This is a genomic window from Candidatus Magnetobacterium casense (assembly GCF_019173545.1).
GTDB classification, from domain to species: domain Bacteria; phylum Nitrospirota; class Thermodesulfovibrionia; order Thermodesulfovibrionales; family Magnetobacteriaceae; genus Magnetobacterium; species Magnetobacterium cryptolimnobacter.
The window spans coordinates 1-7,286 of sequence record NZ_JABXWD010000172.1 but is presented as its reverse complement, the minus strand read 5'-3'; the positions used below and the strand labels follow the sequence as shown (position 1 = coordinate 7,286).

Annotated in this window: 6 protein-coding genes and 1 pseudogene; 4 read left to right on the top strand and 3 right to left on the bottom strand. The window is 51.1% G+C overall.

The genetic code is table 11. The features are described 5' to 3' along the window. Positions 1-97: 97 nt before the first annotated feature. The gene (locus HWQ67_RS10155; RefSeq protein WP_218252578.1) at positions 98-412 is read right to left on the bottom strand and encodes a hypothetical protein; all 315 of its coding nucleotides are present in this window, start codon (positions 410-412) and stop codon (positions 98-100) included. Between the two features lie 325 nt (positions 413-737). Between HWQ67_RS10155 and HWQ67_RS10150 the strand changes: the two genes are divergently transcribed. Further along, positions 738-932: a hypothetical protein gene (locus HWQ67_RS10150; protein WP_218252577.1), complete on the top strand. Its 195-nt coding sequence runs from the start codon at positions 738-740 to the stop codon at positions 930-932. Further along, entirely contained in the window at positions 925-1,344 is a 420-nt protein-coding gene (locus HWQ67_RS10145; protein ID WP_218252576.1) for a type II toxin-antitoxin system VapC family toxin, read from the top strand. Before HWQ67_RS10150 ends, HWQ67_RS10145 begins: the two co-directional genes overlap by 8 nt. On the opposite strand, the gene HWQ67_RS20550 is transcribed toward HWQ67_RS10145, so the two are convergent. Both HWQ67_RS20550 and smc read right to left on the bottom strand, forming a co-directional pair. Beyond that, positions 1,311-1,484 (bottom strand): addiction module protein, encoded by a 174-nt coding sequence (locus tag HWQ67_RS20550; RefSeq protein WP_218252575.1) that lies wholly within the window; start codon positions 1,482-1,484, stop codon positions 1,311-1,313. The genes HWQ67_RS10145 and HWQ67_RS20550 overlap by 34 nt on opposite strands. Before the next feature lie 182 nt (positions 1,485-1,666). Continuing rightward, positions 1,667-5,326: a chromosome segregation protein SMC gene (gene smc, locus HWQ67_RS10135; protein ID WP_218252574.1), complete on the bottom strand. Its 3,660-nt coding sequence runs from the start codon at positions 5,324-5,326 to the stop codon at positions 1,667-1,669. Positions 5,327-5,513: 187 nt separating this feature from the next. Here smc and dsrA point away from each other — a divergent pair, with 187 nt between their 5' ends. Together dsrA and HWQ67_RS10125 are read left to right on the top strand one after the other, a co-directional pair. Beyond that, positions 5,514-6,695: a dissimilatory-type sulfite reductase subunit alpha gene (gene dsrA / locus HWQ67_RS10130; protein WP_218252573.1), complete on the top strand. Its 1,182-nt coding sequence runs from the start codon at positions 5,514-5,516 to the stop codon at positions 6,693-6,695. A gap of 37 nt (positions 6,696-6,732) precedes the next feature. Beyond that, a pseudogene (locus HWQ67_RS10125) lies at positions 6,733-7,286 on the top strand (dissimilatory-type sulfite reductase subunit beta); the annotation flags it as partial.

Genomic DNA, 7,286 nt, shown 5'->3' with positions numbered 1-7,286 from the left:
TCCGTAGAGGACTTGAAGGGATTTTTTTGAGTAAGTTATTCCTTTTTCAGCCCAACGGCAACAGGGATGTCCCCATTGCCGTCAAAGCCGTCAGCGCCTAGTATGTGTATATAGCCGTGCCGCCCACTGCTCCGAAGTTGTTTGACCTACAGAGATAGCCGACCAGGTTGCGCTTGGGAAGCGTATTTCCCTGGAAGCAGGCCATCGGAACGCTGCCACAACTCAGACCAACCGGGTCTACCGTACTCTCACTCGTGATAACAATCGAGGCGCCATAGACACCATACAGGCTTGCCTTAGGGGCCACCTCAGGTATGCTGCCTATCATGTTTGTATCCAGTGATATGTCTTTGCCATTGAAGGTTAGCATCCGTGTCTGATATGCGTTGATTTTTTTATTGGCCGTTGTCATTGTTGAGATCAGGTCATACAAGAGATATAGCAAAAGCCATGCCAGAATCGTGGTATCTCTGAACCGACTCTTTTTTGTTCATCCCTGCCGGTGACATTATCCCCAATCTACACACCATAGATTATGATATCGGAACATGGGGCAATAATCTTTAGCCCGGCAATGGCAATATGCAATGGGCGGTATAAAAAATTGTTCTTTCTTCCCTCAAGTGTGTACACCAACATTGGGTGGTCCTGCATGAAGCAGAAGGCAGAGTTTTTTTTTGACATTTTGCTCATTATTTTTATAACATACAATCAATTGGTACACAATGGAGGAAGCAATGGACAAGAGAAAAGTTAATAAACATCTGAAGCTTGACCCTATCTTGCTTGAAAGGGCAAAAAAAATACTGGATACAAAAACGGACAGTGAAACCGTTGAAAAAGCACTGGGTTACATAATAGATGAAGGGCAAATAAGAGAAGCGATTAAGTCAATGAAAGGCATTGGCGGTATTGAAGCTGTTTATGATTAAGGTAATCTACGATACCAATGTTTATATAGATTGGGCTGCAAATAAAATAGATGATGATGTACTATTCAGAAAGGAAGAGTGTATATTTATAAGCAGTGTAGTTATCATGGAACTCAGGGCTGGTGCATTTACATCAAAAGCTATTTCAGACATTGACAAACTTTTCAAGACCGCAAGAAAAACAACAAGATTTGTTACTCCGACACTATATGATTATCTAAAGGCAGGAGAGATTTTAAGCCTCCTGAAAAACGAAAAAAACTATGACATAAGAGGTCTCCGTTATATTACAAACGACATATTAATAGCACTTACAGCACGACAGATAGGTTCTACACTAAGGACATTTAACACCGATGATTTTAAAACCATAAGCTATTATCTTGATTTTAAATGGGAATCGCCCGTGTAGTTCAACAGAACAGGGTCAATGGGACTTCTTTTAGGATTTAATATTCTATCTTTTACATTCTCCCAACTATCCCCGGCATCACGATTCTTGTAGTAGGCGGCAAGTCTGCGTTCAATCTCCGTTTTTTGAATGTCAGTCAATTAATGAAAACTCAACCAAGTTGCATCCAAAAAGGTATCTTGTTGTTTAATGGGGTCAAGGGGACTTCTTCGTGGCCGGGGCGCCTCGCCCCTCCCCTTGCGGGAGGGGTCTGAGGGGAGCCAGGTGCGACCTGGAGCGCCAAGAAGCGGAGCCGCTCCCCTTCTTGCCTTTTCTTTCTTCTTCAGCTCAACTGCATGGAGATGACCTTTGACATGCCGGCAGTTTCGTTGGTTATGCCGTAGATGTAATCGGCTATCTCCATCGTAGCGCGATTGTGGGTGATGACGATAAACTGTGTCTTGTCCGAAAGTGCCCTGAGGGTTTCGGAAAACCGGCGGGTGTTGCTCTCATCCAGGGCGGCGTCGGCCTCATCGAGGATGCACATGGGCGTGGGCTTTATCAGAAACCCGGCAAAGATCAACGACAACGCTGACAACGACTTCTCCCCACCCGAGAGCAGATTTATGTTCTGGAGCTTCTTGCCAGGAGGCTGCACCACTATCTCTATGCCGGACTCCAGGATGTTTGAGGGATCGGTCAACGCCAACTCCGCCTTGCCACCGCCAAAGAACGCCTGAAACGTCTCGTTAAACTTGATGTTAAGCTCGTAAAATGACTCCGTAAGCATCTTGCGCGTCGTGGAGTTTATCCTGGCTATGACCTGCTCCAACTCCGCTATCGATTTCAGGAGGTCCTCCTGCTGGGCCAACAGAAAGTCGTACCGCACCTTTAGCTCCTCGTACTCCTGGATGCTTTCCATGTTGACCGCACCAATATCGGCTATCTTACGCTTGAGTTCACCGACCATCCCCTCCTCGCCTTCCTCTAACGGTTGCAGCTCAACCTCAAGGACGTCCTTGTCATATATGCCGGCAACAGACGTCCTGATGTTTTCCATCCTGAGACTATGCTGCATACGTTGTACGTCGGTTTCGTTGAGCTGTTCTTTCATGATATCGGTGTCACGCCTTAATTGAGTCAGCGTCCGGTCGATCTCACCAAGGGCGTGTATATCGACGTTGATGACGTCCTTCTCCTGCGCAGCCCGCTGACGTAAGACCGCTACCTCCTGCGATAACTTCTGAAGGTCCACTGCCCCAAACTCAATATCATTGGCCATCTCCTGCCTGTTGGCCGTTAGTGTGGCGGACTCCCGGGCAATGCCGGAGAGCTTATCGGCTATGGTCTCTGCCGCCCTGCGCAGGGAGGAGGACTCCTTCTGAACCGACTTGAGACGCTCCTTTTTGGCCGTCAGGGCTACCTTCTTGTCCGTCAGGGAGGCACGGGTGGTGTCTATCAGCGCCTTGTGCGAGGACAGGTTGTCACGAAGCCCCTGGAGATATACGGCTGTCTCATCCTTCCTGACGTTGAGCATGTTCTGATGCTCAGTCTTTTCCGTGATGGCCGCAACCACACTCTGTAGCTCCTGCTCTGTCTGCTGCGCCTCTACCTCCATGTAGTGCATCTTTTTGGCTAGCCTGTCACGTTCTTCGGTGAGCTTCTTGAGGTTGAGGCGAAATATGGACACCTCCTTGTCCAGGGACGCCTGTTGCTCCTGCACCTCTTGTTGCTCCGTGCGCAGCCAGTCCCGCTCCGAAATGGCAGCGGCAAGCCCCTTTTCAAGGACGTCAAGCGCCTCGGCACTGACAACAAGACCCTCCGTCAACTCCCGGATAGTCCTCAGATGCCGCAGCACGTCGGTGCCCTTACCCGTAGTGAGCACCCCGCTACAGTCCAGGACATCACCATCAAGCGTTACATAATGCCTGCCCCAGCCATCGCCATTGCCCATGAACAACTCCAACGCCCTGTCAATGTCGCTGACGATGACAAAGTCCCCCAAGAGTTGGTTGACTATCGCTCCGTATGCGCCATCGACCTTGATCACATCCAACGCCATGACGTCGCCAGCGGTAACACCTCCCACGTCTTCTGTCCCCCTCCCCTTGTGGGAGGGGCCAGGGGAGGGGTGTGGAGCAGAGGAGGGATATAACTCCAGGGCAATCAGCGCCGTCCTGTCCCACGCACGCTGTCTGATAAATGCCACCGCACTCTTGAGTTCGTCCACGGTGCCAAATATTACCCCCATGACCTTGTCCGCCAGGGCGCTCTCTACGGCTACCTCATACTGTTTTGGCACCTCCAGGGTTGTAGAAAGCGTTGTCACGATATTTATGAAGCCGCCAAAGTCCTTTTCATGCAGCGTACTGGCGGTTACCTCCTGCAGGGACTTGAGCCTGGCCCTGTCGGAGGCAATCGACTCACGTTTGGCAGAGATTCCCTGCCTCAGACGCTCTATCGACATGTCCGACTGCTTTAGTTGTGTGGTCAACAACTGCCTTCGCTCCGTGGTCAGGGCCAACTCCTCCTGAGTGGTGGCGATGTCCTTTTGTGTGGCCTCGATGTCGCCCTCATGCTTGTTAAGCGTCTGCTGCGCACCCCTGAAGAACCCCCCGGAGGACTCCTTCTTCTGCTGCAACGCCCCCAGATGACCCTGGAGCGTGGATATTTCGTTGCGGACGTTACTGATCTGCTCGGAGAGCTGATAAAAGTCCCGGTTCTTGTCCCTGACCTCCGCCTCGATGGCAGCAAACGTCTGTTCGATACCATCGATTTTGGCCTTATCGCCCTGATACTCTGCCTCGACGGTTTCGATCTCACGTTGCAGCTCAAGCTCAACCTCGGAGAGTTCCTCCATCCTGTCGATGGTCTCGTATTGTTGCTGGAGGTAGTCGGCCTGTTGGGCGCTGAGGCGTTCGATGTGACTGAGGATGTTGCTCAGGGCAGAGTCCTTGACGGCCATGTCCTTTTCGGTACCGGAGAGGCGTTTTTCCATTTCCGATATCGCCGTGAGGGTTTTATCCATGACCTGTTTCTTGTCCCTAAGGATGGCGCCGTGTCTGGCCTTCAACTCCTCGTTGTGCGCAACTTCGGTGGCGAGTTCGGCAAGTCTGGCGGAGTATTTGGCATGGAGCAGATCGAGGGCCTTATAAGCATTGTCAAGGGCATCGTAGTCACGCCTGGCAACACGCAATTCTATCGAGCTTAGGCGGTCAACGAGGGCCTTGTACCTTTCGGCCTTCTTTGCCTGCCGCTCCAACGACCCCACCGAACGCTTTACCTCGCTGACGATGTCGTTTACCCGTTCAAGGTTGGCACCGGCCCGCTGCAGCTTTGTCATTGCCTCAGACTTCCGCACCTTGTACTTCATGACCCCGGCAACCTCTTCTATGAGAAACCGGCGTTCGGCAGGTTTTGCGTTGAGTATTTCGCTGATCCTGCCCTGCTCCAGGATGGAGTAGCTCTTTACCTCAAGGCCGGTATCCAGAAACAACTCACGCACGTCCTTGAGGCGACTCCTGGTCTTGTTGATGTAGTACTCGCTCTCACCGGAACGATACAGCCTCCTGGTCACATCGACGATGTCCGAACCGGAGGCGGATTTGTCGGGGGATGGTTTGTCGGAGCCGTTATCGGATGGTTTGCCGGAACCGTTACCGGATGGTTTACCAGAGCCGTTGCCGGATGGTTTACCAGAGCCGTTGCCGGAGACCTCGATGTCGGATGTTTCGGTGCCCCTGATGTCGGCCAGCGACAGGGTGACCTCGGCCATGCCCTTGGGGGCCGTGTCGGAGGTGCCACTAAAGATGACCTCTTCCATCTTATCCCCCCTGAGGGTCTTTGCGCTCTGCTCACCCAGCACCCACCGGAAGGCATCCACAACGTTGCTCTTGCCACTGCCATTGGGACCTACGATGCAAGTGACCCCCGAGTGCATGGTAAAAGATGTCTTTTCTGCAAAAGACTTGAAACCATTTAATTGCAGCTTTACAATTTTCATAAACTATGTTATAATCATGTGGCTAAAATCTCATGTGGATAGATTATTATAATATATAGACAAGGTAGTAGTATATATCATATGTACTTGCTAAAAGCAACTATCATGATCTAGGTAGATTAAGGGTCTCATTAGGAAATGGGATTTTGGCGGAATCTCTATATATATTTAAATAAGGAGGTATTACATGGGTAAGAAGTACGAAACACCGTTACTGGACGAGCTAAAGAAGGGCGCCTTCCCGAGCTTCGTCACAGAGATGGAAAAAGCAGCCGGACACTCGGACATGGCTGCCGATTTGCTCGGTCTGGTGGAGCTTTCTTTCAAGGAAAAGCAGACCCACTGGAAGCACGGCGGAATCGTTGGCGTGAGGGGTTACGGCGGTGGAGTTATCGGCAGATACTCCGATATTCCGGAGAAGTTCCCCGGCGTGGCACACTTCCACACGGTCAGAATTAACAGTCCATCGGGATTCTTCTATACGTCTGCTGCCATCAGGCAGGTATGCGACATATGGGACAAGTACGGAAGCGGCTTGACCAACATGCACGGTTCCACTGGCGACTTGGTACTCTTGGGTACCAAGACGGAAAGTCTGGAACCAATTTTTGCGGAGTTCTCCTCAAGAGGCTGGGACCTCGGAGGTTCCGGTTCGGCAATGAGAACACCCAGTTGCTGCGTTGGTAAGGCTAGGTGTGAGTGGGCCAACATCGACACCATGCACCTGACCAACGACATCACCCACCACTTCCAGGATGAGATGCACAGACCCGCATTCCCCTACAAGTTCAAGTTCAAGGTGGCAGGCTGCGCCGTTGACTGTATCGCCTCCATCGCACGTGCCGACATGTCCATCATTGGAACCTGGAAGGGTGACATACAGATAGACCAAGCCGAAGTCAAAAACTACAAGGGCAAAATGGACATCCAGGCTGAAGTCATCGGCATGTGCCCAACCGGTTGTATGCAGATGGCTGGCGACGAGCTTAAGATCGATAACTCCAACTGCAGCAGGTGTATGCACTGCCTTGCCAGGATGCCAAAGGCACTGAGACCGGGCAAGGAACAAGGAGCAACAATCCTTTTAGGCAGCAAGGCCCCCATTGTTACTGGTGCCCTGATGTCATGGGTCATCGTACCATTTATGAAGATGGAGCCGCCGTATGAAGAGTTCTACGAGCTGGTTGGCAAGATATGGGAATGGTGGGATGAAAACGGCAAGAACCGTGAGAGAATCGGCGAGCTTATCGAAAGAGTCAGCTTCCCGCGCTTCTTGAAAGACCTGAACATTACACCGGTTGCAGCCATGGTTAAAGAGCCGCGTAGGGATCCGTTCTTCTTCTGGTCTGAGGAAGACATTAAAAGATAAATCTATCACAACTTTTTGATAAGGAGGTTTTATACTTATGTCAGAGTTACCACAGAGACAAACGGATATTGGTCCACCCAATTACGAGCAGTTCTTACACCCGGTGATAAAGAAGAACTACGGCAAATGGAAGTACCACGAGGTACTCACCCCAGGGTCAATGGTTCACGTCAGCGAGACTGGCGATAAGATATATACCGTCAGAGTGGCCTCACCAAGGCTTTTGTCAACTGACACGCTCCGTGTAATAGCAGACGTAGCGGAGAAACACTGCGACAGCCATCTGCGTTTTACCACAAGAAACAACGTAGAGTTCTTTGTAGATGCAGAGAGCAAGATAGCTCCCCTCATTGCCGATCTCAAGAGCAGAGGCTTTATGGTTGGCGGTATCGGACCGGGTATCAGCAACATAGTCCACACCCAGGGTTGGATACACTGTCACTCAGCCGCCACTGATGCCTCCGGTCTGGTCAAGGTCATCATGGACGAGCTGCACGAGTACTTTACGGAGAAAAGTCTGGCCAACAGGGTAAGAATAGCCGTTGCCTGCTGCGTCAATATGTGCGGAGCCGTTCACTGCTCAGACATAGC

Excerpts from the sequence above, each read along its gene's own strand:
- HWQ67_RS10155 (WP_218252578.1), bottom strand. The coding sequence starts at position 412 with ATGACAACGGCCAATAAAAAAATCAACGCATATCAGACACGGATGCTA.
- HWQ67_RS10150 (WP_218252577.1), top strand. The coding sequence starts at position 738 with ATGGACAAGAGAAAAGTTAATAAACATCTGAAGCTTGACCCTATCTTG.
- HWQ67_RS10145 (WP_218252576.1), top strand. The coding sequence starts at position 925 with ATGATTAAGGTAATCTACGATACCAATGTTTATATAGATTGGGCTGCA.
- smc (WP_218252574.1), bottom strand. The coding sequence starts at position 5,326 with ATGAAAATTGTAAAGCTGCAATTAAATGGTTTCAAGTCTTTTGCAGAA.
- dsrA (WP_218252573.1), top strand. The coding sequence starts at position 5,514 with ATGGGTAAGAAGTACGAAACACCGTTACTGGACGAGCTAAAGAAGGGC.